Annotated in this window: 19 protein-coding genes and 1 tRNA gene; 16 read left to right on the top strand and 4 right to left on the bottom strand. The window is 73.1% G+C overall.

From position 1 onward, the window contains the following. Nucleotides 1-145 precede the first annotated feature (145 nt). The 4 genes from ACZ4Z4_RS13710 (at nt 146) to ACZ4Z4_RS13695 (ending at nt 4,800) form a co-directional block, all read left to right on the top strand. On the top strand, nt 146-952 hold the full coding sequence (locus tag ACZ4Z4_RS13710) for a 2,3-dihydro-2,3-dihydroxybenzoate dehydrogenase (protein WP_468326535.1): 807 nt from the start codon (nt 146-148) through the stop codon (nt 950-952). A gap of 260 nt (nt 953-1,212) precedes the next feature. Further along, nucleotides 1,213-2,436, top strand: a complete 1,224-nt coding sequence (gene dhbC / locus ACZ4Z4_RS13705; protein ID WP_468326533.1) for an isochorismate synthase DhbC — start codon at nt 1,213-1,215, stop codon at nt 2,434-2,436. Beyond that, nucleotides 2,433-4,106 carry a (2,3-dihydroxybenzoyl)adenylate synthase gene (locus ACZ4Z4_RS13700; protein WP_468326531.1) on the top strand — a complete coding sequence of 558 codons (1,674 nt, stop codon included), beginning with the start codon at nt 2,433-2,435 and terminating at the stop codon, nt 4,104-4,106. Before dhbC ends, ACZ4Z4_RS13700 begins: the two co-directional genes overlap by 4 nt. Before the next feature lie 55 nt (nt 4,107-4,161). After that, nucleotides 4,162-4,800, top strand: coding sequence for an isochorismatase family protein (locus ACZ4Z4_RS13695; RefSeq protein WP_468326529.1), 639 nt, complete (start codon nt 4,162-4,164; stop codon nt 4,798-4,800). A 33-nt stretch (nt 4,801-4,833) separates the two neighbouring features. Here the strand turns inward: ACZ4Z4_RS13695 and ACZ4Z4_RS13690 are convergent, their stop codons facing one another. Next, on the bottom strand, nt 4,834-5,307 hold the full coding sequence (locus ACZ4Z4_RS13690; RefSeq protein WP_468326528.1) for a MarR family winged helix-turn-helix transcriptional regulator: 474 nt from the start codon (nt 5,305-5,307) through the stop codon (nt 4,834-4,836). Nucleotides 5,308-5,409: 102 nt separating this feature from the next. On the opposite strand from ACZ4Z4_RS13690, the gene ACZ4Z4_RS13685 reads away from it, so the two are divergent. From ACZ4Z4_RS13685 to ACZ4Z4_RS13675, 3 genes are all read left to right on the top strand, one after another. Further along, nucleotides 5,410-5,823, top strand: a complete 414-nt coding sequence (locus ACZ4Z4_RS13685) for an organic hydroperoxide resistance protein (RefSeq protein ID WP_468326526.1) — start codon at nt 5,410-5,412, stop codon at nt 5,821-5,823. A gap of 101 nt (nt 5,824-5,924) precedes the next feature. Continuing rightward, nucleotides 5,925-5,997, top strand: a tRNA-Arg gene (locus ACZ4Z4_RS13680). Between the two features lie 128 nt (nt 5,998-6,125). After that, nucleotides 6,126-6,692, top strand: coding sequence for a Uma2 family endonuclease (locus ACZ4Z4_RS13675; RefSeq protein ID WP_468326524.1), 567 nt, complete (start codon nt 6,126-6,128; stop codon nt 6,690-6,692). Nucleotides 6,693-6,752: 60 nt separating this feature from the next. Here ACZ4Z4_RS13675 and ACZ4Z4_RS13670 read toward each other — a convergent pair whose 3' ends face one another. Then, nucleotides 6,753-7,295, bottom strand: a complete 543-nt coding sequence (locus ACZ4Z4_RS13670; protein ID WP_468326523.1) for a sugar O-acetyltransferase — start codon at nt 7,293-7,295, stop codon at nt 6,753-6,755. A gap of 105 nt (nt 7,296-7,400) precedes the next feature. Then, nucleotides 7,401-7,907: a response regulator gene (locus ACZ4Z4_RS13665; RefSeq protein ID WP_468326521.1), complete on the bottom strand. Its 507-nt coding sequence runs from the start codon at nt 7,905-7,907 to the stop codon at nt 7,401-7,403. 268 nt (nt 7,908-8,175) lie between these two features. On the opposite strand from ACZ4Z4_RS13665, the gene ACZ4Z4_RS13660 reads away from it, so the two are divergent. Beyond that, a complete protein-coding gene (locus tag ACZ4Z4_RS13660) occupies nt 8,176-9,531 on the top strand; it encodes a cytochrome P450 (RefSeq protein ID WP_468326519.1) in 1,356 nt (451 codons plus the stop codon). Between the two features lie 33 nt (nt 9,532-9,564). Here the strand turns inward: ACZ4Z4_RS13660 and ACZ4Z4_RS13655 are convergent, their stop codons facing one another. Continuing rightward, the gene (locus tag ACZ4Z4_RS13655; RefSeq protein WP_468326518.1) at nt 9,565-10,011 is read right to left on the bottom strand and encodes a PPOX class F420-dependent oxidoreductase; all 447 of its coding nucleotides are present in this window, start codon (nt 10,009-10,011) and stop codon (nt 9,565-9,567) included. 229 nt (nt 10,012-10,240) lie between these two features. On the opposite strand from ACZ4Z4_RS13655, the gene ACZ4Z4_RS13650 reads away from it, so the two are divergent. The 8 genes from ACZ4Z4_RS13650 (at nt 10,241) to ACZ4Z4_RS13615 (ending at nt 23,061) form a co-directional block, all read left to right on the top strand. Continuing rightward, on the top strand, nt 10,241-11,506 hold the full coding sequence (locus ACZ4Z4_RS13650) for an MFS transporter (RefSeq protein ID WP_468326516.1): 1,266 nt from the start codon (nt 10,241-10,243) through the stop codon (nt 11,504-11,506). 174 nt (nt 11,507-11,680) lie between these two features. Continuing rightward, nucleotides 11,681-12,361, top strand: a complete 681-nt coding sequence (snpA, locus tag ACZ4Z4_RS13645; RefSeq protein ID WP_468326514.1) for a snapalysin — start codon at nt 11,681-11,683, stop codon at nt 12,359-12,361. Nucleotides 12,362-12,516: 155 nt separating this feature from the next. After that, a complete protein-coding gene (locus ACZ4Z4_RS13640) occupies nt 12,517-14,472 on the top strand; it encodes a transglycosylase domain-containing protein (RefSeq protein ID WP_468326512.1) in 1,956 nt (651 codons plus the stop codon). Between the two features lie 280 nt (nt 14,473-14,752). Beyond that, on the top strand, nt 14,753-16,540 hold the full coding sequence (locus ACZ4Z4_RS13635) for a trypsin-like peptidase domain-containing protein (protein ID WP_468326510.1): 1,788 nt from the start codon (nt 14,753-14,755) through the stop codon (nt 16,538-16,540). After that, nucleotides 16,537-19,011 carry a tetratricopeptide repeat protein gene (locus tag ACZ4Z4_RS13630; RefSeq protein ID WP_468326508.1) on the top strand — a complete coding sequence of 825 codons (2,475 nt, stop codon included), beginning with the start codon at nt 16,537-16,539 and terminating at the stop codon, nt 19,009-19,011. Before ACZ4Z4_RS13635 ends, ACZ4Z4_RS13630 begins: the two co-directional genes overlap by 4 nt. After that, on the top strand, nt 18,960-20,570 hold the full coding sequence (locus tag ACZ4Z4_RS13625) for a VWA domain-containing protein (RefSeq protein ID WP_468326506.1): 1,611 nt from the start codon (nt 18,960-18,962) through the stop codon (nt 20,568-20,570). Before ACZ4Z4_RS13630 ends, ACZ4Z4_RS13625 begins: the two co-directional genes overlap by 52 nt. Then, nucleotides 20,567-21,760, top strand: coding sequence for a hypothetical protein (locus ACZ4Z4_RS13620; protein ID WP_468326505.1), 1,194 nt, complete (start codon nt 20,567-20,569; stop codon nt 21,758-21,760). The genes ACZ4Z4_RS13625 and ACZ4Z4_RS13620 overlap by 4 nt, the downstream gene beginning before the upstream one ends. Next, complete coding sequence (locus tag ACZ4Z4_RS13615) at nt 21,757-23,061, top strand: extracellular solute-binding protein (RefSeq protein ID WP_468326503.1); 1,305 nt, start codon at nt 21,757-21,759, stop codon at nt 23,059-23,061. The genes ACZ4Z4_RS13620 and ACZ4Z4_RS13615 overlap by 4 nt, the downstream gene beginning before the upstream one ends. Nucleotides 23,062-23,081 lie beyond the last annotated feature (20 nt).

The following is a 23,081-nucleotide window of genomic DNA, read 5'->3' as shown; positions in this document are numbered from 1 at the left end:
CGGGCGCCCCGAAGAGAGGGGCGTACACACGTACCACTCGCAAGGTAACACACGCACCGCCCCACGGCACCGGTCCGTCAAGATCCCTTCCTGCCATAAGTTAGGTTAGGCTTCCCTAACTGAACTCCGGGGAGGTAGCTCACGCATGCCTGAGCACATACGGAACGAGCCGGACGCCGAAGGCGAGTTCGCCGGGCGCACGGCTCTGGTGACCGGCGCGGGCCAGGGCATCGGCGCAGCCGTGGCCACCGCGCTCGCCGCCCGTGGCGCACACGTCGTCGCCACCGACCGCGACGCGCACGGCATCGAAGAACTGGCCGCCGCGTCCACGGGAACGATCACGCCCCGGGTCATGGACGTCACCGACGCCACCACAGTCAGGTCGCTGATCGCCGACACCGTCCGCGACCACGGCGCCCTCGACGTCCTCGTGAACGTGGCGGGCGTCCTGCACGGCGGCCCCGCCACCGAACTCACCGACGCCGACTGGGCCGACACGTTCGCCGTGAACGCCACGGGCGTCTTCCACACCTCCCGCGCCGCCGCCTCCCACATGACGGCGCGCGGCTCCGGCTGCATCGTCACCGTCGGCTCCAACGCCGCGGGCATCCCCCGGACCGGCATGGCCGCGTACGCCGCGTCCAAGGCGGCCGCCGCGATGTTCACCAAGTGCCTCGGCCTGGAGATCGCCCGCAGCGGCGTCCGCTGCAACGTCGTGGCCCCCGGCACCACGGACACCGCCATGCAGCGCGCCCTCTGGCCCGCCACCGCCACCGAGGCCCCCGCCGCCGTCCTCGACGGCAACCTGGAGACGTACCGCACGGGCATCCCCCTCGGCCGCATCGCCACCCCCCAGGACGTCGCGGACGCGGTCCTCTTCCTCGCCTCGGACCGCGCCCGCCACATCACGCTCCAGGAGCTGTACGTGGACGGCGGTGCGACCCTGCGCTGACCACCGGCCGCGCCGCGACCGGGCACGCCGGCCCCCACCGGCCGGGCAGCCGCGAGCGCGCCCGAGGGGACGTGGGGGTATGTGCGAACGGAGCACCGAGCGCACATCGGCGCCTTTAGTCCGTGTGCCGCGGCGCAGGGATGGCGAGTACGCACATACCCCCGCAGCCCCGCCCCACGACGCACCCGAGGCGCACGCACCCCCCACGCACCGCATCCGATACCCCCTGCACCGACCCGCACCCGAGCATTGGAGCCACTGTGTCGACGGCACCCGAGGTCGCCCCGCACACCCCGCACCCCCAGCACGTCACGACGACCGAACAGTCCAACCCAGTCGTAGGCGCAGCCACGTCACTCCTCTCCGCCTACACCCCACCCGCAAGCTTCCTCGCAACCCCCACCCGCACCCTGCTGGTCACCGGCACCCACGCCAACGTCCCCCACGACGAAAGACCCTTGCCGCACCGCGTCACCGAAGCCCTCACCGAAGCACGCCGCGCCGGCAGCACCGAGCCGTACGTCATCGGCGCGGTCCCCTTCGACCACACCGCGCCCGCCGCACTGACGGTCCCCGAAACCCTCCGCGCCGCCCCACCCCTCGCCGCGGACCCGCTGATCGCACTGCCCACGGAGACCGCGGACGCCACGGGCTGGCGGATCCGCCCGGTGCCGACCCCCGAGGAGTACGGCGCCGGCGTGGCCGCCGCCGTCGCGCGCATGTGGCGCGGCGACTTCAGCAAGGTCGTCCTCGCCCGCACCCTCGAACTCACCGCGCCCGCCCCGCTGGACCTCCCCGCGATGCTCCAGCGCCTGGCCCGCCGCGACCCGTCCGGCTACACCTTCGCGCTGCCGACGGCCCCCGGCCGTACCCTCATCGGCGCCAGCCCCGAGCTGCTCGTCTCGCGCCACGGGGACCACGTCGTCGCGAACCCCCTGGCGGGTTCGACTCCCCGCAGCGACGACCTCGCCGAGGACGTGCGCCGCGCGGCCGCGCTCCTGGAGTCGGCGAAGGACCTGCACGAGCACTCCGTCGTGGTGGACGGCGTGCACCAGGCGCTCGCCTCCTTCTGCACGGACCTGACGGTCCCGCCCCGCCCCACCCTCGTCCGCACGGCGACGATGTGGCACCTGTCCACGACGGTGACCGGCACGCTCGCCTCGCCCGACACCTCGGCCCTCGAACTGGCCTGCGCGCTGCACCCCACACCGGCGGTGTGCGGCACGCCGACGGCGACGGCGCGGGAGGTGATCCGCGAGACGGAACCGTTCGACCGCGGCTTCTTCACGGGTGTGGTCGGCTGGGGCGACGCGCACGGCGACGGCGAGTGGGTGGTCACCATCCGCTGCGCGGAGGCGGAGGAACGCAGCCTGCGGCTGTACGCGGGAGCGGGCGTGGTCGCCGCGTCGGACCCGGCGGCGGAGACCGCGGAGACGGGCGCGAAGTTCCGTACGTTCCTCAACGCGGTGGGGGCTGAGCTGTGACCACGGAGCCGAACGCACCGGACGCACCGAACGCACCGAACGCACCGGACGCCCCCACCTGGCCCGCCGACTTCGCGGAGCGCTACCGCGCCGCGGGCTGGTGGCGGGGCGAGACCTTCGGCGGGATGCTCCGCGAGAGGGCCGCCGAGCACCCGGACCGCGTGGCGATCGTGGACCCGGGCTCCACCGGCACGCCGGCGCGCCGCTGGACGTACGGGGAACTGGACCGCGGGGCCGACCGCCTGGCGGCGGGCCTCCTCGCCCGAGGCATCACCAAGGGCGACAAGGTGGTGGTCCAACTCCCCAACATCGCGGAGTTCTTCGAAACGATTTTCGCCCTGTTCCGCATCGGCGCACTCCCGGTCTTCGCGCTGCCCGCGCACCGCGAGACGGAGATCCGCTACTTCTGCGAGTTCACCGAGGCGGTCGCGTACGTCATCCCGCAGCAGCTGGGCGGCTTCGACTACCGCGGCCTGGCGGCGAAGCTGGTCGACGAGGTCCCGACGCTGCGGCACGTGTTCGTGGCGGAGGGCGACGCGGGCCCGTTCGAGGCGCTGTCGACCGTGGCCGCGGACCCGCCACCCGAAGGGCTTTCGGTTGCTCCCACCCCCTCCGACCTGGCGTTCCTCCAGCTCTCCGGGGGCAGTACGGGCGTACCGAAGCTGATCCCGCGCACGCACGACGACTACATCTACTCGCTGCGCGGCTCCAACGAGCTGTGCGCGGTGGACGAGGACAGCGTCTACTTGGTCGCCCTCCCCGCGGCCCACAACTTCCCGCTCTCCTCGCCCGGTTCGCTAGGCGCGCTCTACGCGGGCGCCCGCGTAGTCCTCTGTCCCCGACCCAGCCCCGAGACCGCCTTCCCCCTCATCGAGTCCGAGGGCGTCACGATCACGGGCCTCGTCCCGCCGCTCGCCCTGCTCTGGACGGAGGCGGCGCCGGCCACCGCGTACGACTTGAGCAGCCTGGACGTACTCCTGGTGGGCGGCGCGAAGTTCAGCGAGGAGGTGGCGCGCCGGGTGAAGCCGGCCCTGAACTGCACGTTGCAGCAGGTCTTCGGCATGGCGGAGGGCCTGGTCAACTACACGCGCCTGGACGACGACCCGGAGACGATCGTCACCACGCAGGGCCGCCCGATCTCGCCGGACGACGAGATCCGCGTGGTCGACGACGAGGACAACGACCTGCCGACGGGCGAGACGGGCCACCTCCTCACCCGCGGCCCGTACACGATCCGCGGTTACTGGAAGGCCCCCGAGCACAACGCCCGCTCCTTCACGGCGGACGGCTTCTACCGCACGGGCGACGTCGTACGCCTCACCGAGACCGGCCACATCGTCGTCGAGGGCCGGGCGAAGGACCAGATCAACCGCGGCGGCGAGAAGATCGCGGCCGAGGAGGTCGAGAACCACCTCCTCGCCCACCCGTCCGTGCACGACGCGAACGTGGTCGCGGAGCCGGACGCCTACCTGGGCGAAAGGACGTGCGCGTACGTCATCCTGCGCAAGGGCGCCGAGCCCGTGAAGCCGACGGCGATCAGGAAGTTCGTACGGGAGAGGGGCCTGGCGGCGTACAAGGTGCCGGACCGCGTGGAGTTCGTGGAGGCGTTCCCGAAGACGGGAGTAGGCAAGATCTCCAAAAAGGCACTACGGGCGGCTTCGCTCCAGTAGCAACCAACCACCCCTCATCCCGCCCGCCCCTCTCTGAACGGAACCACCCACCACCATGGCCCTCCCCGCCATCCCCCCGTACCCGCTGCCGTCGGCGGACGAGCTGCCGGCGAACCGCGTCGACTGGCATGTGGACCCGTCCCGCGCGGTCCTCCTCGTACACGACTTGCAGAACTACTTCCTCTCGGCATACGACCGCACGGCACCCCCAATACCACAACTCCTGTCCCACGTGGCGCAGTTGAAAAAGACGGCGACCAGCCTCGACATCCCGGTCCTCCACACCGCACAGCCAGGCGGCCAGAGCCCCGCCGAACGGGGCCTCCAGCAGGACTTCTGGGGCCCGGGCCTGCCCGACGACGCCCACGCGGCGGCGATCGCCCCCGAGATCGGCCCGGCCCCCGCCGAGACGGTCCTCACCAAGTGGAAGTACAGCGCCTTCGTCCGCACGGACCTCCTGGCACGCCTCCGCGCACAGGGCCGCGACCAGTTGGTCATCACCGGCGTCTACGCCCACATCGGCGTCCTGATGACGGCGTGCGACGCGTGGATGCAGGACATCCAGGCGTTCGTGGTGGCCGACGCGGTCGCGGACTTCTCACCGGAGGACCACGCGATGGCGCTGCGCTGGGCGGCGGGGAAGTGCGCGGTGGTGACGACGACGGAGAAGGTGTTCGAAACGCGCCCGCGCTAACCCGCCCGGGACCGGAGCCAGGAACGGGAAGGCTCAACGAACACAGTCACGAGAATCCCGCAACCTCTGCCCGCCATCCAAGGCATCGGTGAGCTGATTGAGCCGGAGCCGCAGGTCCCGCACCTCGTCCAGGGAGAGCCCGGTGGACTCGGCGATGGCGCGGGGCACGGCGCGGGCCCGCTCCCGCAGCGCGCGCCCCTCGTCGGTGAGCCGCACGGCGACTGACCGCTCGTCCTCGGCGCTGCGCCGCCGCTCGACGTGCCCGGCGGCCTCCAACCGCTTGAGCAGCGGCGAAAGGGTGCCGGAGTCGAGCCGCAGCCGCTCGCCGATCTTCTTGACGGGAAGCTCACCGTGCTCCCACAGCACGAGCATCACGAGGTACTGGGGATAGGTGAGCCCCAGATCCTTCAGCGCGGCGCGATAGACGCTGTTGAAGGCACGCGCGGCGGCGTGCAACGAGAAGCAGATCTGATCATCGAGCCGTAGAAAATCCTCGCGTTCTCCCATACCTCCCACCCTACAACAGCACCCAATTAAGTTGCGCACAACTAAATCGCATGCAATGCTTACGACGCAAGCACGCTTACGGCAACGAGGACGGGACCACTCATGGACGCGCTGTACACGGCAGTAGCCACCGCCAACGGCCGCGAGGGCCGCGCCGTCAGCTCCGACGGCCAGATCGACCTGCCGCTCGGCTTCCCGAAGGCACTGGGAGGCAACGACAAGGGCACGAACCCGGAGCAGCTCTTCGCCGCGGGCTACGCGGCCTGCTTCGCGAGCGCGATGGGCAGCATCGCGCGCCAGGAGAAGATCGACGTGTCGGACGTCTCGGTGACCGCCGAGGTCAGCATCGGCAAGGACACGGACGGCGGCTTCGCCCTGGCCGTGGTCATGCGCGCCGAACTCCCGGACCACCTCCAGGGCCCCGCGGGCGAGGACCTCCTCAAGAAGACCCACGCGTACTGCCCCTACTCCAAGGCGACCCGCGGCAACATCCCGGTAGAACTCGTCATCGAGTAACCCACTCCCGATCACCTGACCCGGCCCCAACCCCCCACCCCCGAATTGACCACCCGCTACACTGACGGCGGCACAGCAGTACACGCGACTGCGGCCACCCCGCCTTCGTAGCTCAGGGGATAGAGCACCGCTCTCCTAAAGCGGGTGTCGCAGGTTCGAATCCTGCCGGGGGCACAACGCATCACCGCTCCGACCTGGGGGATTCTCCGCCAGGGAGGGCTCACACTCGGCCTCGGACTCCTCGTCCGGGGCCGTTTGCGTGAGTGGACGGAGAGTGGATGTCCCGAGCGGAGAGGTGCTTCATGGCGGCCGAGATGGTGGTCCCGGCATGGATGCATGAGCAGATCACGGCGGAGGAGTACGCGTCCTGGTCCGAGGAGCAGTGCGCCGGTGTCGAGGTCGTGGACGGAATGGTCGTCCCGAGTCCGGGTGTGTCCAAGCGCCACAATCGGCTGGCCCGCACTCTGGCGAACGCCTTGGATGCCGCCGCGGGGCCGGAGTGGAACGCCGATACGGGCTTCGACGTCCGGCTCCAGAACGTGCCGCTCACCAATCGCCGCCCGGACGTCGTCGTGTACCGCGCGGACACGATCGACATCACTCCCACGCGCCCCGAGCACGTGCTGCTGGTCGCGGAGGTTGTGTCGCCAGGCTCGGAGACCACCGATCGGATCGTGAAATCCGATCAGTACGCCAAGGCAGGCATCGGCTTCTACTGGAGGATCGAGCAGGCCGCGACAGGTGTTCCCCTCGTGTACACCTACGTTCTCGGTCCCGCGTCGAAGTCCTACCGGGACGGAGACGTGTTCACCGGCCTTCTCAAGGCTCTGGCCCCCTTCCCGGTGGAGATTGACCTCAGGCGGATCTGACCACGGGCCACCAGACAGTCCGGCGGCCCGGCCAGTCCGGCGGAGGTGTTCGGACGGCCCTCACCACTGCCGACGCGGCCTCGCCTTCTCGCCCGTAACCAGCGTTGCCGGGGGCACGTCCTCCGTCACTACCGCGCCCGCGGCGATCACCGCGTCGTGGCCGATGGTGACGCCGGGGAGGATTGTTGCGCCGGCGCCGATCCAGACGTTTTCCGCGATGTCGATGGGGCCGCCGGTCAGCCAGCTGCGGCGGTCCTCGGGGTCGACCGGGTGGCCGACGGTGATGAAGGTGGCTCTGGGGCCGATCATCACGCGTTCGGCGAGGCGGATGCCGGCGTAGTCCAGGAACGTGCAGTTCTGGTTGATGAAGACGCGTTCCGCGAGGTGCAGGTTGAGGCCGTGGTCCGTGTAGAAGGGTGGGTAGATCGTGGTTCTCGGGGGGAGAGGCTTGCCGAGGATCTCGTGGAACAGGGTTGCCTTGCCCGGCTCGTCATCGAAAGGGAGGACGTTCAGGCGGGACGTGAGTTCGGTGGCTCGCTGGACTCTTTCCGCCATGGCCCGGAACTCGGGGCTGTGGATCCGCATCAGGTGGTCACTGGGCATGCCGATGTCTTTCCATTGTGGGTGTCGGTGGGCTTGCCCAGATCGGGCGCCATGTCGGGTCAGGGGGGAGGGGTGCGACCATTGTGAGGGGGGCGGAGGTGTCGGTCATCTTTCCGGGCGGGGGCCCCTGTGGCGGCGGCGTTCCGAGTGGCTGTCGGTCGGGGGCTTGCTGTTTCCGGACTTCAGCTGGGACCGGAGTTCGTCTATCTCCTGTTGCATCGATTTCAGCTGCCCGTACGTCTCGAAGAGGTAGCGGACCTTGGTACGCAGGGTCAGGGGGTCGATGGGTTTGAGGGCCACGTCGGCCACGCCCAGGTGGAACGCCGCGGCGGCCGTCTCGCGGCTGACGTCGAAGCCGGTCAGCAGGATGATGGGGATGGAGCGCGTCTGCTCCAGGCGGCGTACGTAGCGCGCGACGTCCAGGCCGCTCACGCCCGGCATGCGCACGTCGAGCAGGATGAGCCCGACGTTGCCCCGCAGGATCACCCGGAGCGCGTCGTCGCCGTTGGAGACGCTCACCAACGGGTAGCCGAGAGGGCCCAGTGCGCTCTCCAACGCGAACAGGGTGTCCTTGTGGTCGTCGACGACCAGGATCACGGAGTTGGTCAGCATGGACTGAGGCCCCCCTCTGTCAGTAACCACGCTAAGCCGACCCCGAGTTGTGTATCCCGTATGTCTGCACACGGGCAATACCTAAGTTCATAGCCGCAGTATCAGCAGCAACAGAGAAAAAAGCGCCCCCTTCGCTCACAGCGGTACGAGGCGTCGGGTGCGCGGTCGACTGACCGAAAACGTGCTGGCTTCCTGCCTCGCCCGTTCGTTGGCCTGAAGGCATCAGTGTGGACGTCAGAGTCGGCGTCAGTGTCGAGGAGGTACGGGCATGCGCATTCCTGGGCCCGAGTGGTGTGACGACGGTGGGGCTGGGGCCATCGCGGCCGCCGGAGGGCTGCACCTCCACCAGTTGCGGCTGCACGCCGAGTACGGACCCGTGGTGCGGTTCCAGTTGCCGGGGGTGGGCGCCGCCGTCTCCGTCGCCGATCCGGTGCTGTTGGAGGCCACGGCCCGGATCGACGAGCGGCCCGCGCCGTTGTTCGAGTTCCTGGCGCCCCTGTGCGAGGCCGGGAACCTCCAGGTCATCGGGGCCGAGGAGCACGGGCCCTGGCGGCGCGTGCTGTTGGAGGTGTTCGCCGGGCGACCCTCGCACGAGCGGCACTTCGGGGAGTTCGTCGCGCTGGCGGAGGAGCTCGCCGGCCGGTGGGCGGCCGCGGCCCGGGACGGGGCCTCCGTCGCGTTGCAGAAGGATCTGTCCGCGCTGTCGCTGCGGATGATCTGTGCTTACGCGTTGGGAGCAGGAGCAGGAGCAGGAGTAGGGGTAGGAGTCGGGGATACGGACGAGGTCGTGCGCGCGTTCGAGGTCGTACTCACCGAGCACCTCGGGCGGATTTACCGCGTCTCCGGCGACGAGCAGGACGAGAGCGCGGCGCGGGCCGAGCGCGCGCTGGCGTACCTGCGTGACACCGTCGATCGCGTCGTCGCCGCGCATCAGGACGGGAGTGGGGACGGGGAGCGAGTCCCGAATGACCGGAGTGATCTCATTCGTGCCCTCATGGACGCCGGCACCTCCCCCGCCCGTATCCGTGACACCGTCATGGTGACCATGCTCGCCGCCCACCACACCACCGGAGTCGCCGTCTCATGGACGCTGTACCTGCTCGGGCGCCACCCGGAGATCGCCGAGCGCGTCGCCGAAGAGCTGGACCGTGTCCTCGGTGAGCGGTCCGCGCCCGACTACGCCGACCTGCGGCGGCTCACGTATCTGGACATGGTCCTGAAGGAGTCGATGCGGCTCTATCCGCCCGGGCCGTACGGCGCCCGCGAGACGACCGGGCCGCTGCGGCTCGGCGCGTACGAGATACCGGCCGGGACCACCCTCTTCTACCCCTTCTGGGCCGTGCACATGAACCCCGACCACTGGCCCGAGCCCGAGAGGTTCGATCCCGAGCGGTTCACCCCGGAGGCGGTGGCGAAGCGGGCGCGGCTGGCCTACATCCCGTTCGGGATCGGGCCGCGCAGCTGTGAGGGCGCCCAGCTCGCCATGGTCGAGGCCGAGCTGGTCCTCGCCGTCCTGCTCAAGCGGTTCCGTTTCCGGCTCGCTCCGGGGCACGCGGTGACGCCCGTCGAACGGTTCGTGCTCTGGGCCGCCGACGACATCCACATGACCGTGACCCCGCGATGAGCGTGACCCCACGGGTGCACTGATAAGGGCGGCTCAGCCGAGCCGCTCGCCGTACACGTGGTCGACCGTCATCGTCATGAGCACCCGGCGGTCGGCCACCATCGTCGCGCGGTACTCGTCCCAGTCGGGGTGTTCCCCTGCCGCGACGCGGTAGTAGCGCACCAGCGCCTCCACCTCGGGCCCCTCGGGGTCGGTCCCCGGGCCCGTGAGGGTCGCCGTGCCCTCGGCGGTGGCCCAGGAACGGCCGTCGGGGGCGGTGACCTCCAGCGTGGCCCGCGGGTCCCTGCGCAGGTTCGCCGTCTTCGCCCGGCCCTCCGTCATCGATACGTGGAGGACGCCCGCCTCCCTGTCGTAGAAGGGCATCACGGGCGAGAGCTGCGGGCGGCCGTCGGCCTTGATCGTGGCGAGTACGCCGAGCCGCGACTCGGCGAGCAGCTCGCGCGGGTCGAAGGCGGGGGCGGGCGCGGGGGTCTCGGACATGGGGGCCTCCCAGGTGGGCGTGGTGACGTGACAGGGCATACGCACGGCACCGATGTGCCGCATCAACAGCAATTCATCGCCGCGGCGGTGAATTCCCCGAAACGGCGCGCTTCTTGATCGGCTGTCACTCGCCTCCTCCAGCCCCGGCGACACCGCCAGAGACTCCCGCCACCTATCCTGCCCGCCGGGCCGTCCACGCTGCCCGCATCACCACGGGACCGGGGGAACCATGACCACCACCGAAACCACCCGCACGCCCAGCCCCTCCCCGAACCCCTCCCCGAGTCCATCCCCGAACCCCTCCTCCTCCCCCCTCCGCCTCCCCGCCTTCCGCCGCTTCGTGCTCGCGCAGCTCGTCTCCGCCGCCGGGTCCGCGATGGCCCCTCTCGCCCTCGCGTACGCGGTGATCGGCGCGGGCGGCGGGGCCGGGGCGCTCGGGCTCGTGCTGGCCACCAACACCGTGCCGACCGTTGTCTTCCTGCTCGTCGGCGGTGTCCTCGCCGACCGGCTTTCGCGCAGTCGGCTGCTGTTCCTCGGCAATCTCCTCGCCGCCGCCGCGCAGGGCGCCGTCGCCCTCGTCGTGGGCGGCGGCCACGCCAGCACCGGGGCCATCGCCGCCTGCGGCTTCGTCTCGGGGGTCGCGGTGGCGTTCACCACGCCCGCCGCGCAGGGCGTGGTGACGCAGCTCGTCGCGCCGGACCAGTTGCAGCGGGCCAACGCCCTGCTGCGGCTGCCCACCAACGCCGTCAAGGTGGTCGGTCCGGTGGCCGGCGGGCTGGTCGTCGCGGCGAGCGGGCCGGCCTGGGCGCTCGGCTTCGACGCGCTCACGTTCGCCGTCGCCGCGCTGCTGCTGCTCGGGCTGCGGCTCGGCGCCCCCGTCACGAAGGGCGGCGCGCTCGCCGATCTGCGGGCGGGCTGGTCGGGCTTCTGGTCGCGGACCTGGCTGTGGACGTACACGGCCGCGGGGACGGTGCTCGTCGCCGCCTGGCTGGCGGGCTATCAGCTGCTCGGGCCCGTCGTCGTCGAGCAGGAGTACGAGGGGGCTCGCACCTGGGGGTTCATCCAGGGCGCGTTCTCGCTGGGGCTCCTCGCGGGGGCCGTGGTGTGTCTGCGGTGGAAGCCGGACCGGCTGCTCACCGTGGCCGTGGGGGCCAGTTCGGGGCTCGCGCTGCCGCTGGCGGGGCTCGCTCTCGGGCTGCCGCTGCCCTGGCTGCTGCTTTCCGCCGTGCTCGCGGGCGTCGCCCTGGACGTCGCGGGTGTCACCTGGGTGACGGCGTTCCAGCAGCACGTGCCGGACGCGGAGTTGGGGCGGATGAGCTCTTTCAACCAGGTCGGCGAGCGGCTCGCGATTCCGCTCGGCTATCTCGTCGTCGCGCTCGTCTCGCCCGTGTTCGCGGGGCGGTCCGTGCTCCTCGCCTGTACGGGGATCATCGTCGCCGCCACGCTCCTCAACCTGTGCGTACGGGACGTCCATCGCATCCGGCGCGTGGGGTAGCCGGAGCCGGGTCCGGCCACCGGATCCGGAGCCGGTAGCAAACCGGCAGGCCGGTAGGTTGATGCTCTCGCGCTATCGCCGAATGGCATCGGTCCGAACGCGCCCGCGCTCCCGATACTCGTCCCGACCGGAGGCCGCACCCGCAGGCCTCCATCCCGGAAGGGACACACCCCCATGAACAGAAGCAGAACCGGTCTCCTCGCCACCCTCGGCGCCGCCGCCCTCGTGGCCTCCCTCGCCGCCGCCCCGACCGCCCTCGCGGCCCCCGCCCCCGAGACGGCCAAGCCCACCTCCGCGTACACCGTCTCGACGTACGCCGGTTCGGCCGAGGACCAGGCCGCCAACCGCCAGTTCTTCGAGGCCGTCATGAAGTCGGCGCTGAAGAGGCAGGCGGCGGAGCCGGGCATCCAGGCCGTCACCGTCCGGTACAGCACCAGCCGGGCGCCGAGCTTCCGCAGCCAGATAGCCCAGAGCACCCGGATATGGAACTCCTCGGTCAGCAACGTGCAGTTGCAGGAGGTGACGTCGGGCGCCGACTTCGAGTACCGCGAGGGCAATGACTCGCGCGGCTCGTACGCCTACACCGACGGGCGCGGGCACGGCTACATCTTCCTCGACTACCGGCAGAACCAGCAGTACAACTCCACGCGTGTGACGTCCCACGAGACGGGTCACGTGCTCGGGCTGCCCGACAACTACCGGGGCCCGTGCAGCGAGCTGATGTCCGGCGGCGGACCCGGCCCGTCCTGCACCAACGCGACGCCGAACGCCACGGAGCGCCAGCGGGTGAACTCCCTGTGGGCGCGCGGGATCGCGACCCTCCAGGACAAGGGGAACCTGACGAAGGTCCGCTGACCCTGAAGGTCCGTTGACCCTGTAGGTCCGTTGACCCTGTAGGTCCGTTGACCCTGAAGGTCCGTTGAGCCCGCCCGCTCCCCCGCGGCGGACTGTTACGTACCGCAAACAGGCTCCGGGCCAACCCGGCCGCGTGCGGCGCCCTCTCCTCCGGCATGGGGACACATGCTCAGCATGCTCAGGGGAAGAAGTCGCGCCGCCGCGGCCGGCGGCGGCTCGTGGACTACCCGCGCGCCGGCCGGAGCGGCGTCCGGCGCTGGCTCCCCTCCTGGCGGCAACACCTCGCCCTCATCGGGCTGTTCGTCGCCTCCGTCGCCGCGCTCTTCATCTGCGTGTACGTCAGCGTGGACATCCCCGACGAGAACGCGGCCGCCCGCCGCGAGGCCAACGTCTACTACTGGTCCGACGGCACCCAGATGGTCAGCACGGGCGAGGTCAACCGGCAGAACGTGGAGCTGGACCAGATCGCCCCGTCCGCCGTCGACGCGGTCATCGCCGCCGAGAACGAGACCTTCTACGAGGACTCCGGCGTCTCCCCCAAGGGCCTGGCCCGCGCCGTCGTCAACATGGTGCGCGGCAAGGAGACGCAGGGCGGCTCCACCATCACGCAGCAGTACGTGAAGAACACGTATCTCTCGCAGGACCAGACGGTCACGCGGAAGGTCAAGGAGTTCGTGATCGCGCTGAAGGTGGACCGCGTGAAGGAGAAGGAGGAGATCCTCAAGGGGTACCTCAACACCAGCTGGTTCGGCCGGGGTGCCAACGGGATCGAGGCCGCCGCCCACGCCTACTACGGCATCCCCGCCAAGAAGCTGAACCCCAGCCAGGGCGCACTGCTGGCCGCCCTGCTGAAGGGCGCCGAGCTGTACGACCCGTCGGTCGGCGCCGCCAACCACGAGCGGGCGCGGCAGCGCTGGGCGTGGATCCTCGACCGGCAGGTCGACGTGGGGCTGATGAGCAAGAAGGAGCGGGCCGAGTACCGGACCTTCCCCGAGCCGCGCCGCCAGTCGCGCTCCACCAGCCTCGGCGGGCAGACCGGCTACCTCGTCGACGTCGCGAACCGGTACGTGAAGCAGCACACCGGCCTCACCGACGAGGAACTCGCCCGCGGCGGCCACGAGATCCACACCACCTTCGACAAGGACGAGGTGCGCCGCCTGGAGCGGGCCGTGCGGCGCGTCGTCGACCGGGACCTCGACCCGAAGAGGCGCCCGGCCGACCGGCACGTGCAGGTCGGCGCCGCGTCCGTGCGGCCCTCCGACGGGGCGGTCGTCGCGCTGTACGGCGGGCCCGACGCGACCTCGCACTTCACCAACAACGCCGACACGTCGGGGGTGCCGGTGGGCTCGGCGTTCAAGCCGTTCGTGCTGGCGGCCGCGTTGCAGCACGGGGTGGCGGCGCGGGACGGGCAGCAGCCGGTCGCCGAGGCCCACCTCAAGGGCCGCGTGCCCGGCGTGCGGCAGAGCGTCCGGGCCGACAGCCGCTACGCCGCCGACGGCACCCTGCACCGGGCCGCCGGGCGCCCCGACCCCGACCGCCCCACGCTCCGCGAGGCCCTGGTGTCGGGCGGCAACGCGACGTACGTACGCCTCGGCGGGGACGTGGGCCGGGACACGGTCCGGCGGACGGCCGTCGCCGCCGGGCTGCTGCGGCAGAGCATGGCCCGGCTGGAGCCGACGTTCTCCATCGGCACGTCGACGCCGAGCGCGATCCGGATGGCCTCCGCGTACGGGACGTTCGCCAACGACGGCGTGCAGCGCGACCCCTACTCCGTGACGAAGGTCGTGAAGGACGGCGAGACGCTGCCGGGCCTGGCCCCGCCGGCGTCCCGGCGCGCGCTGGACCCGCAGGTGGCACAGGAGGTCACCGACGCGCTGCGGGCGGGCGGCAAGAAGCTGGGCCTGAACGCCGCGGCGGGCCGCACCGGCGACCAGGACCGCCTCAGATCGGCCTGGTTCACGGGCTTCACCGGGGACCTGTCGACGGCGGTGACCATCTTCCGGGTACGCCCCGGCGAGCCGCAGCTGCTGCCGATGTCGGGCGTCGCCGGCGCCAAGTCACAGCGCGGCAACGTGCTTCCGCCGCGGATCTGGCGGGAGTATCGGCAGTAGGCGGGGGGCAGGCGTGCGCGACGGGAAGTGGTCGGCGGTGGTGGCGGGCGGCGGCCGTACGCGACCGGCAGGAGGCGACGGCGGGCGGCAGCCGTCGGCGCCCGGCAGTGACCGGCGGTGGTGCCGGGCGGCACGCGGCGCCCACGCGCGACCAGCAGGAGCCGACGGCGGGCGGCGGCCATATGCGCTCCGTTCGTGCTCCCTGCGTGCGCGGTCCCCCCACTACCTCCCCATGCAGCCCAGGAGTCATCCGCGGGTGCCGCGCCTATTCTGAGGAAGCATGGAGGGGGATGCGGTGTCCGCCGCCGACGGGGACGGCTCTCCGCTGGACCACGCGAGTTGGCGGGTCCGGCTGCGGCAGTGGGCGGCCTCGGGGAGCGGTGACGTGCTGGGCGCCGGGGTGCTGTTCGGCGCCGACCGGGTGCTCACCTGCGCCCATGTGATCCGCGATCCGGCGACGGGGCTGCGGCCCGACCGCGTGCGGGTCGAGTTCCCGCTGCTCCAGGGCCTGGCGAGGACCCCGCACCGCACCGCGACCGTGGAGGCCGGGCACTGGGTGCCCTCCTTCGGCAAGGCGCAGGGCGACCTCGCGGTGCTCGTCCTGGACACACCGGCGCCCGTGCCCTCGCCGGTCACCCTGCACCGCACGCTCGACTACCGGGGCGCCACGGTCCTCATCGACGGGTTCCCCGAGTACCAGTCGGGCGGCCAGTGGCTCACCGGCGCCTGCCGGGGGCCCGGCGGTGAGGGCGACGAGCGGGTGCAGATCGACCTCACGGGGGCCGGGGCGGGGGCCGGGTCCGGGCAGCGGCTGCGGGGCGGGTTCAGCGGGGCGGGCGTGCGGGAGGAGGGCACGGACCGGTTGCTCGGCATCCTCGCGCAGGCCGACGAGCGCGGCGAGCACGGGTACATGATCCCGGCGGCGACGGTCGCCAAGTACTTCCGGCGGTTCGCCGAGCGGTACGTGACCGGGCCGCACGCCATTCCGGGCCACCGCGTCGTCTCGGCCGACGCGGCCCGCACCGCCCGCCCGCACGGCCTCCAGCGCACCGTGACCCGCTGGCTGAACGGCGACGCGGACGCCTGGGACACCGAGGTCCTCTTCATCGCCGAGGACGACGACCGGGCCCGTCAGGCCCTGTACGTCGTGCTGAACATGGCCGACCGCGAGCAGTCGCCACAGCTGGCCGTGCAGCCGGTCGAGCTGGGCGCCGGAGGTGACTCGCTGCTTTCGCGTGCCGGTATCGCGCCCCGGGTCGGCAGCATCGGGCTCGTCCTCGATCTGGAGGGCGCCGCCCTGGAGGACCCCGACCAGCCGGAGCTGCGCGAGGCCCTCGCCGTACTGCGGCACGAGCTGCGGCACGCGGCACGCCGGCACACGGCCCCGCGCCGCCGTCCCGCCGTCGCCGTGCTCTACGCCGACAGGTCCGCCACCGAACCGGCCACCGCGGCCCGCGTCCTCGGCGAACTGGCCGACGCGGGCGCCCGGTTGCTGCTCGTGGTGCGGTCCAGTACGCACGGCTTCACCTACGCCCTCGCGGAGAAGCTGCTGCCCGCCGAGCGCGCCGCGCAGTGGTTGCAGCGGCTCGGCACCCGCGTCGACGCCCTCGCCGACACCGAGCGCAGCGCCCGGCGCCTCTTCCACCGCGTCGAACCGCACGTCGTCGACCCGCCGGTCGCCACCGGGTACGCGGCGCGGGCCGCGCTGTGGACGGTGCAGCTCAGCAACGAACTGCGGCCGCTGACCGGGCGGGGCGGGCCGCGGTTCCTGGAGAAGCTGTCGTACGCCGAACAGGCCGTGGACACCTACCTGTTGCGGGCCGAGCGCGCCGAGAGCGAGCTGCGCGGCGTACTGGACGAGCATCTGCGGCTGCGCGGGCTGCTCAGGGACCATCTGGCGCGGCTCGCCCGGCGCGGCCTCGCCGAGCACCCCGACGCCGTCGGGCCCTACCGCGAGGCGCAGCAGCTCCTGCTGGCGGGGCCCTGCCCGCTGGCGGACGCCGAGCGGGCGGTGGCGGCGTTCGCACGGGTGGTGCGGCGCCTGGCCGAGGCGGACGGTGACGCGTGACGCCGGTCAGAGCCTGCCCGCACCCCGGCTGCGCGGGCACCGTCACGCCGACCGGGTACTGCCTGGCCAGCGGCGAGCGCGTCGACCCGGAGACCGGCCTGCACTCGTCCCCCGTGCCGCGGCCACGCCCGGCGCCTCGCCCGTCGTCGCGCCCGGCCGTGGAACCGGAGCCCTCCGCGGCCGACGAGTCCTCCCAGCAGTGGATCGTCGACCCGGGCGTCGCCGCGCCCCCGCCCCGCCCGGCCCGCGTCGTCCTGCCGCCGGAGCACCCCGACCCCACGGTCCTGCCGGAGATCACCCTCCTGGACCGGGCGGACAGCGCGGACGACACGGACGGTGCGGAGGGCGCGGACGCGGCCGCCCTCAGCGGGCTACCGCTGCCGCCGGGCACGCTGCTCGCCGGGCAGTACCGCCTCGTGCGGCCGCTCGGCTACGGCGGGATGGGCGAGGTCTGCCTGGCCCACGACACCAAGGTCGACGACCGCGCCGTCGCCGTGAAGATGCTCCACGCCGAGCTCGCCGCGGACTCGTACAGCCTCCTCCGGGGCGAGCGCAAGGAGCTGGTCGAGCTCAACCACGACGGCTTCATCCGGGTGTTCAACTACGGGCACCACGCCGGGGTGGGCGACTTCCTCGTCCTCCAGTACGTCGACGGGCTCAACCTCGAAGAGGTGCGGGCCCGCGCGCACGAGCACCCCGAGGAGTTCGGGCGCGAACGCTTCCTGGAGTTCGTGCTCGCGTACGGCGTGCGGATCCTGGCCGCGCTCGCCCATCTGCACGCCCCCGAGCGCGGGAAGGTGTACGGCGACCTGAAGCCGCCGAACGTCATGCACGACGGCTCCACCACCAAACTCGTCGACGTCGGCAGCGTGCGCCGCGCGGGCGCGGCGGGCCTCACCACCGCCCTCTACCGCGCCCCCAGCGTCGGCCCGCACGGCGAGTCGCAGCCCCAGGACGACCTGTACAGCCTCGGCGAGACGCTGCGCACCCTGTGCGGTCTCGGCGCCACCCGCCACGACCTGGCGGACCTGGCGGCGCTCGACCCGCTGAACGAAGCCCCCGACCCCGACGCGACCGGCCACCACGCCACCGCGAGCCACCGCGGCCTCGGCCTGGTCTCCCTCGCCAGGGTCCTGCGCCGCGCCACCCGCACCGCACGCGCCGGGCGCTTCGCCACGGCCCGCGAGATGGACGAGCAACTGCGCGGCGTCTTCCGAGAGTTGCGCTCCCTGCGGACCGGCGCCGAGACCTTCGAGCCGTCGCCGCTCTTCCTCCAGTCCCCGTACGCGCTCGACGGCGGGCTCGGCGCCGCCCCCGACGTGTCGCGCTGGGCCGCCCCGCCGTCCGCGCCCCGGCACCCCGCGCCCGCGCCGGCCGAGGTCGCCCGGCGCCTCCCGGTGCCGCGCCCCGACCCGGACGACGACCACCACGGCGAGCTCAGCAGGCTCAGCGACGACGACCCCGAGGCGCTGCTCCAGCACACCGGCGACTGGCGGGACTCCCCCGAGGTGCACCTGCTGCGGTGCAGGCTGCGGCTGCGGGTGGCGCCGCGCACCGACGGCGGGGCGCTCACCGGCGCCGAGACCGCCCTCGCCCTGGCCGAGGACGCCATAGGGGCCGCGCGCGCCCCGCACGACTGGCGGCTCGACTGGCACCGGGGGCTCCTCGCGCTTGCCCGCTCCCGGGTGCCGGAGGCCCGCGGCCACTTCGACCGCGTCTACGCCGCGATCCCCGGCGAGTACGCGCCGAAGCTGGCCCTCGGATACGCGGCCGAACGCCTCGGCCGACTGCACGAGGCCCTGGCCTTCTACGAGGCCGTACGGCTGCGCAATCCGTCGCTGGGCAGCGCCGCGTTCGGCGCGGTCCGGGCACGGCTCGCCCTCGGCGGCCCCGACGCCCTCACGGACGCCATCGCCGCGCTGGACGCGGTGCCCCAGCACTCCCGGCACCGCACCGCCGCCCGCACGGCCGCCGTGCGCATCCGCGTCGACCACGCGCGGGACGCCGCCGGCCTGGACGCGGCGGTGCGGGCGCTGGCCCAGCTCTTCTCCGCGCACGGCCTGACCGACGAACAGTCCCGGGTACGGATGAAGGCGGAGGTGTGGGGCGCGGCGCACCGCCTCCTCGGCGCGGAGACCGACGGCGGCGCACAGACGCAGCGGGGCGGCCCCCGCATGACCGCCGCCGAGCTGCGCGCCGTCGCCGCGCACGCCGACCCGCTGCTCGAATTCCCGGCGACGGAACGGGACCTGCGCACCGACCTGTCCCGCTTCTACCGCGGCCTCGCCCACCAGGCCGCCCGGGACGCGCCGGCCGCGGACGACGGCACCGGCATACCGCTCGCCGAGATCCTCCTGGACCGCGCCTACGCGGTACGCCCCTTCGGCTTCCGGCACTCACGATTCGGCAAGGACACCCCATGGCTGGGCAAGAAGATCAGGAAGTGGCCGCCTCGGTCGACCTGGAGGTGAGCCAGGTCGTCGAGCTGCCCCGGCCCCGCACACCGGACGCGGAGGAGGCGGCGCGGATGTACGCCGTCCTCACGGTGACGGTGCGCAGGCCGGGGACGGGGAAGGCGCAGGGCGGCGGGCCTACGCCGGGCAGCGGGCCTACGCCGGGCAGCGGGCCTGCACCGGGCAGCGGGCCTACGCCGGGCAGCGGGCCTGCACCGGGCAGCGGGCCTGCACCGGGCAGCGGGCCTACGCCGGGCGCCGGGCCTACGCCGGGCAGCGGGCATGCGCCGGGTGGTGCGACGGTGCGGGATCCGGCGGCCGGTGTGGCGGAGGGCACCGGCGTGGGCGGGCCGCGCCTCGCCGAAGTGCTGCTCATCGACCACTCCTCGTCGATGGTGATGCCGCCGAGCCGTCTCGCGGCCGCCCGTGCCGCTGCCGTCAGCGCGCTGGCCCGTATCCCCGACGGTTCGCTGTTCGCGCTGGTCGCGGGCGGTGACAGGACCGCGATGATCTACCCGAGACGGCCCGGACTCGCCGTCGCGCACGCCGAGTCGCGGGCCGCCGCCGAAGCCGCCCTGCACGAGTGCACCCCCGGCGGCGGCACCGCGATGGGTACCTGGCTGGAGCGCGCCCGCCAGCTCTTCCGCGAGCTGCCCGCCCCGGACGCCGGCGGGTACGTACGCCACGCGCTGCTGCTCACCGACGGCAAGAACGAACCCGGCTACGAGACGCGCGCCGAGCTGCACGAGCGCGTCGAGCGGTGCGCGCGGGCCTTCGCGTGCGACGTCGTGGGCATCGGGGACGCCTGGGAGACCGAGGAACTGCTGCTCATCGCGCGGGCGTTGGGGGGCCGCACCCGGGCCGTGGCGGACCTGACGCGGCTGCCGGACGAGCTGGCCTCGCTCACCGGGCGGGCCGCCGACCGTGACGTCACCGGCCTGCGGCTGCGCCTCTACCACCGGGCCGGGGTGCGCCCGCACTCCTTCGAGCAGGTCCACCCGACGCGGGTCGCGCTCAGCCCCGACCGCGTCGACCTGTCGGGCGTCGGGACGGGCGCGGGCGGGCCGGTCGAGGAGTACGACATCGGCCCGTGCGGCGAGGAGACCCGTGCCTATCTGCTCTGCGTCGGCGTGCCCTACGACCCCGCCAAGGCCGGCAAGGAGCTCCTGCTGACGGAGGTGGAGCTGGACACGGACACCCCGCCTCCCGCCGGGCTGCAACTCCCCGCCCCACAGCCCGTGTTGATGCGCTGGACCGACGACGCCGACCTCTACAGCCGGCTGGACCCCCAGGTCGCCCACTACCGGCACGAGGAGGAGCTGCACCGCACCTTCGAGGAGGCCTGCGCCGAGCTGAAGCACGGCAGGCGCGCGGCGGCCGAGACGCTGCTCGGCACGGCCTGGCGGCTCGCCGTCGAGACGGGCGACACCGCCATGCAGGACCATCTGCGCCGCCTCGTCCGCGTCCGCGACCCGGCCCGCGGCGCCGTCGAACTCCGCGACCGCATCACGAAGTTCGACGTGGAGGCGGCCCGCATCCAGTCGAGCACGACCGTCCTCCCCGGCGGCCCCCGATGACCACGCCCCCACCGGCCCGGACGCGCGCCGCGCCGCCGCTCCTCGGCGGAGTGCCGCGGGCGCTGCGGGCGCTGCGCCGCCACGTGTGGCCCACGCCGCTCGCCGGACGGCCCCGCAACCGGGCCTACCTGCGGGAGCGGCTGATCGCGCTGCCGGTGCTCACCGTCGTCGTGGCCGTCACGTTCGGGTGGGCGTACGGGGACGTGCGGGCGGGCTCCGCGGAGCTGCGGGACAGTTTCACGCCCGCGCTCGTCGGGCTCGCCGAGGCCGAGACGTCGCTGCGGATCGCCGACCGCGAGGCCGGGGAGAGCCTGCGCGCCGGGGAGGCGGTGCGGCTCGGCGGGCTGAGCAAGCGGTACAGCACGCGCACCACCCGGGCCGTGCAGCGCCTCAACCAGGTGGCCCGCAGCGGCGCCCTGACCACCGCGGAACGCCAGGAGCTCGACGTCGTCTCCGGGCTCGTCGTCGACTACGGCAACTGGATCACCTTCGCGCAGAACAACGTCGGCGACCCCGCGCTGCGCGACGCCGGACTCTCGTACGCCCGCAGCATGCTCTGCGCCGACCCCGGGCCCGCCGAGGAGACGGACGCCGACGGCTATCCGCCCTGCCGCCCCGACACCGGTTCGGACGCCGACGCGACGGCGGTCGTGGACCGCATCTCCACCCTGGAGGACCGCCTGCGCGGCAGGCTCGCGGACCGGGCGGCGCTCGGCGGCGGCGTGCTCGCCGCGGGCGCCGTCGCGGCGCTCGCCCTCGCCCTGCTCGCCGTCGGCCTGTGGCGCACCCAGCTGTTCCTGCGCCACCGGCTGCGCCTGCACGTCAGCGTCCCGCTGCTCGCCGCGGCCGTGCCGCTGCTCGCGCTGCCGTTCCTGACGGCCGACGCCGTGCTCGCCCACCGGGCGCAGCAGCGCGTCGTGTCCACGGCGGAGGAGCTGTCCGCCCGCACGTCGCCCGCGGTCGAGTCGACCATCGACGAGAAGCCGTTCGGTGAGCGGCACCCGCTGCTGATCCAGGTCCTGGAGGAGCGCGTCCGGCGCGGTCTGGCCGAGGGCCGCCTCTCCTCCCTGGACGGGGCCGCGCCGTGGGTGACGCCCGCCGGTCTGCTCTGCGCGGCCCTGATGGGCGGCACGCTGTACGCCTACCGCCGCGAGTACGTCCTCATCTCCCGCTCAGGAGCCACCGCATGAGCCGTCGGCCGCTCACCGTCCTGCGCGTCTGCCGCGCCTTTCTCGCCGTGTGCCTGCTGGCCGTCACCGCCGGGGCCTGCGGGAGCCCGCGGCCCGAGACGCTCGTCGTGCTCGGCCCCTGGACCGGGCCCGAGGGCGACGCGTTCGAGGCGATGCTGCACCGTCTCGACGACGGCACGGGCCGCACGTACACCTACCAGGGGACCCGTTCCCTGCGGGAGACGCTCGTCGCCCAGCTGGAGGCGGGCGACCCGCCGGACGTCGCGATCCTCAACAGCATCGGCGAGCTCACCGAGTACGCCCGCGCCAACCGCCTCACCCCCCTCGACCGCGCCGCCACCGCCCGCGCCTACCCGCCCTGGGCCCCGCGCCTCGACGTGAACGGCATGCGCCGCACCTACTGGGTGCCGCTGAAGGTCGACCTCAAAAGCCTGGTGTGGAGCAGGAAGGACCGGTCCGCCGAGGCCCCCGAATGGTGCGTGGGCCTCGCCTCGCAGGCCACCTCGGGGTGGCCGGGCACCGACTGGGTCGAGGACATCCTGCTCCACCAGGCGGGCCCGGCGACGTACACGCGGTGGGCCGTCGGGCGGCTCAGCTGGCGCGACCCGCGGGTCCGCAGGGCGTGGACGACGTGGGCGGAGCTCCTCGGCGACCGCTCCAAGGCGTCGGTCGACCGGTCACTGACCACGTCGTACGAGGGGACGGCGGGACCGGCGAAGGGCGACGGCAAGGGCGGCGGCCCGCGCGGCCTCCTCGAATCCTTCCGGCCCCGCTGCACGCACGAGCACCAGAGCGCCTTCATCCGCTACGTGTACGCGGACGACCGGGTCCGCGTCGACCCGGCGGCGGGCTTCCTCGGCGGCGACCCCGCCCACGACGGCGCCTACGAGGTGGCGGGCGACATGGCCGCCGTGTTCACCGGGGAACCGGCGGCCCGCGCCCTCGTCGACCGCCTGTCGAGCAAGCGGGCCCGCACGCTGTGGCGGTCGGGCGCGGCCGCCGAGCTACGGCCGTTCTTCCCCGACGCGACCGACCCCCAGCCGACCGACCCGACCGGGAAGCGCATCGCGCAGATCCTCACCGCCAAGGCCCGCACGCTCTGCTTCGACGCCTCGGACGTGATGCCGCCGGGCGTGCGCGACGCGTTCCACCGGGCCGTCCTCCAGTACTTCAGGCAGCCGTCCGGCGACCGGCTCGACGAGCTCCTCGGCCAGCTGGACACCGTGCGCACGGAGGCCGCGGCGGACGCGGGTCCCGGACGGCTGCCCGAGTCCGGGATCTGCGCGCCGCCGGGCGGCTGAGGGCCCGGCCGGGGAACCGC

The sequence above is a fragment of the Streptomyces sp. NPDC030245 genome (assembly GCF_055572995.1).
Note: the sequence above shows the minus strand (reverse complement) of the source record. Positions and strands in the feature narration are given on the sequence as shown.

Excerpts from the sequence above, each read along its gene's own strand:
- ACZ4Z4_RS13655 (WP_468326518.1), bottom strand. The coding sequence starts at position 10,011 with ATGTCCGAGACCCCCGCGCCCGCCCCCGCCTTCGACCCGCGCGAGCTG.
- ACZ4Z4_RS13660 (WP_468326519.1), top strand. The coding sequence starts at position 8,176 with ATGCGCATTCCTGGGCCCGAGTGGTGTGACGACGGTGGGGCTGGGGCC.
- ACZ4Z4_RS13685 (WP_468326526.1), top strand. The coding sequence starts at position 5,410 with ATGGACGCGCTGTACACGGCAGTAGCCACCGCCAACGGCCGCGAGGGC.
- ACZ4Z4_RS13625 (WP_468326506.1), top strand. The coding sequence starts at position 18,960 with ATGGCTGGGCAAGAAGATCAGGAAGTGGCCGCCTCGGTCGACCTGGAG.
- ACZ4Z4_RS13615 (WP_468326503.1), top strand. The coding sequence starts at position 21,757 with ATGAGCCGTCGGCCGCTCACCGTCCTGCGCGTCTGCCGCGCCTTTCTC.
- ACZ4Z4_RS13670 (WP_468326523.1), bottom strand. The coding sequence starts at position 7,295 with ATGCCCAGTGACCACCTGATGCGGATCCACAGCCCCGAGTTCCGGGCC.
- ACZ4Z4_RS13635 (WP_468326510.1), top strand. The coding sequence starts at position 14,753 with ATGGAGGGGGATGCGGTGTCCGCCGCCGACGGGGACGGCTCTCCGCTG.
- ACZ4Z4_RS13695 (WP_468326529.1), top strand. The coding sequence starts at position 4,162 with ATGGCCCTCCCCGCCATCCCCCCGTACCCGCTGCCGTCGGCGGACGAG.
- ACZ4Z4_RS13675 (WP_468326524.1), top strand. The coding sequence starts at position 6,126 with ATGGCGGCCGAGATGGTGGTCCCGGCATGGATGCATGAGCAGATCACG.
- ACZ4Z4_RS13710 (WP_468326535.1), top strand. The coding sequence starts at position 146 with ATGCCTGAGCACATACGGAACGAGCCGGACGCCGAAGGCGAGTTCGCC.
- snpA (WP_468326514.1), top strand. The coding sequence starts at position 11,681 with ATGAACAGAAGCAGAACCGGTCTCCTCGCCACCCTCGGCGCCGCCGCC.
- ACZ4Z4_RS13690 (WP_468326528.1), bottom strand. The coding sequence starts at position 5,307 with ATGGGAGAACGCGAGGATTTTCTACGGCTCGATGATCAGATCTGCTTC.
- ACZ4Z4_RS13620 (WP_468326505.1), top strand. The coding sequence starts at position 20,567 with ATGACCACGCCCCCACCGGCCCGGACGCGCGCCGCGCCGCCGCTCCTC.
- ACZ4Z4_RS13650 (WP_468326516.1), top strand. The coding sequence starts at position 10,241 with ATGACCACCACCGAAACCACCCGCACGCCCAGCCCCTCCCCGAACCCC.
- ACZ4Z4_RS13640 (WP_468326512.1), top strand. The coding sequence starts at position 12,517 with ATGGGGACACATGCTCAGCATGCTCAGGGGAAGAAGTCGCGCCGCCGC.
- ACZ4Z4_RS13665 (WP_468326521.1), bottom strand. The coding sequence starts at position 7,907 with ATGCTGACCAACTCCGTGATCCTGGTCGTCGACGACCACAAGGACACC.